This is a genomic window from Salinimicrobium oceani (assembly GCF_012037645.1).
In genome coordinates this window covers 1-661 of sequence record NZ_JAAVJR010000170.1, presented here as the reverse complement: position 1 = coordinate 661, position 661 = coordinate 1, and the positions used below count along the sequence as shown (strand labels likewise).

The following is a 661-nucleotide window of genomic DNA, read 5'->3' as shown; positions in this document are numbered from 1 at the left end:
ACAGAATTGAGATCACCGGGCACAGTAAGCATGAGGTGAAGTACAATGTGGTAGACAACCGGCTTGAAATTAGGTTATCCCTGGATAATCTTTGGTCAAAAAATGACACCAGGATCATGGTCTATGGGAATAATATTAAGATCATAGATGCTAATAAGGGTTCTTTAGTAGAAGTTTCAGGACAATTGACGGGCGAAGAATTAACTTTTCGAACACAGGAAGGTGCGAATATAAGAGCAGAGGTAAATGCTTCTAAGATCATTTCTAAAGCAGTTACAGGTGGAAAGATCTACCTTGAAGGCAAAGCTGAAACCCAGCAAGTGGATCTTAACACCGGCGGCTATTTCTTCGGAAGAGATCTTCGCACTAAAGAAACTGTTGTGAAAGCAGGTACTGCGGCAAAAGGCGAGATCTATGCTACCGCTTATGTAAGGGCTACCGCTAGCCTTGGTGGCACTATTGAAATCTTTGGAAGACCTGAAGAAGTAGAACAAAAGACCAGCCTGGGCGGAAGAATTTTATAATTTAAGTAAAATTCTATATTTGTGAATCTAAAAAAACCGGATGTTTCAGGATATACTGGCTGCAATACCTTTAGGATTTTTTCTTGCTTTTCTCTTGGGGCCCGTATTCTTCGTACTTCTGGAAACCGCCGCTATAA

1 protein-coding gene and 1 pseudogene are annotated in these 661 nt (G+C 41.1%); both read left to right on the top strand.

The window, feature by feature from the left end; all coding sequences use genetic code 11:
- Positions 1 to 524 (top strand): head GIN domain-containing protein (locus HC175_RS16070; RefSeq protein WP_168139415.1); only part of this gene is annotated, 524 nt, incomplete at its 5' end.
- 40 nt (positions 525 to 564) lie between these two features.
- Positions 565 to 661: pseudogene (locus tag HC175_RS24300) on the top strand (LysE family translocator); the annotation flags it as partial.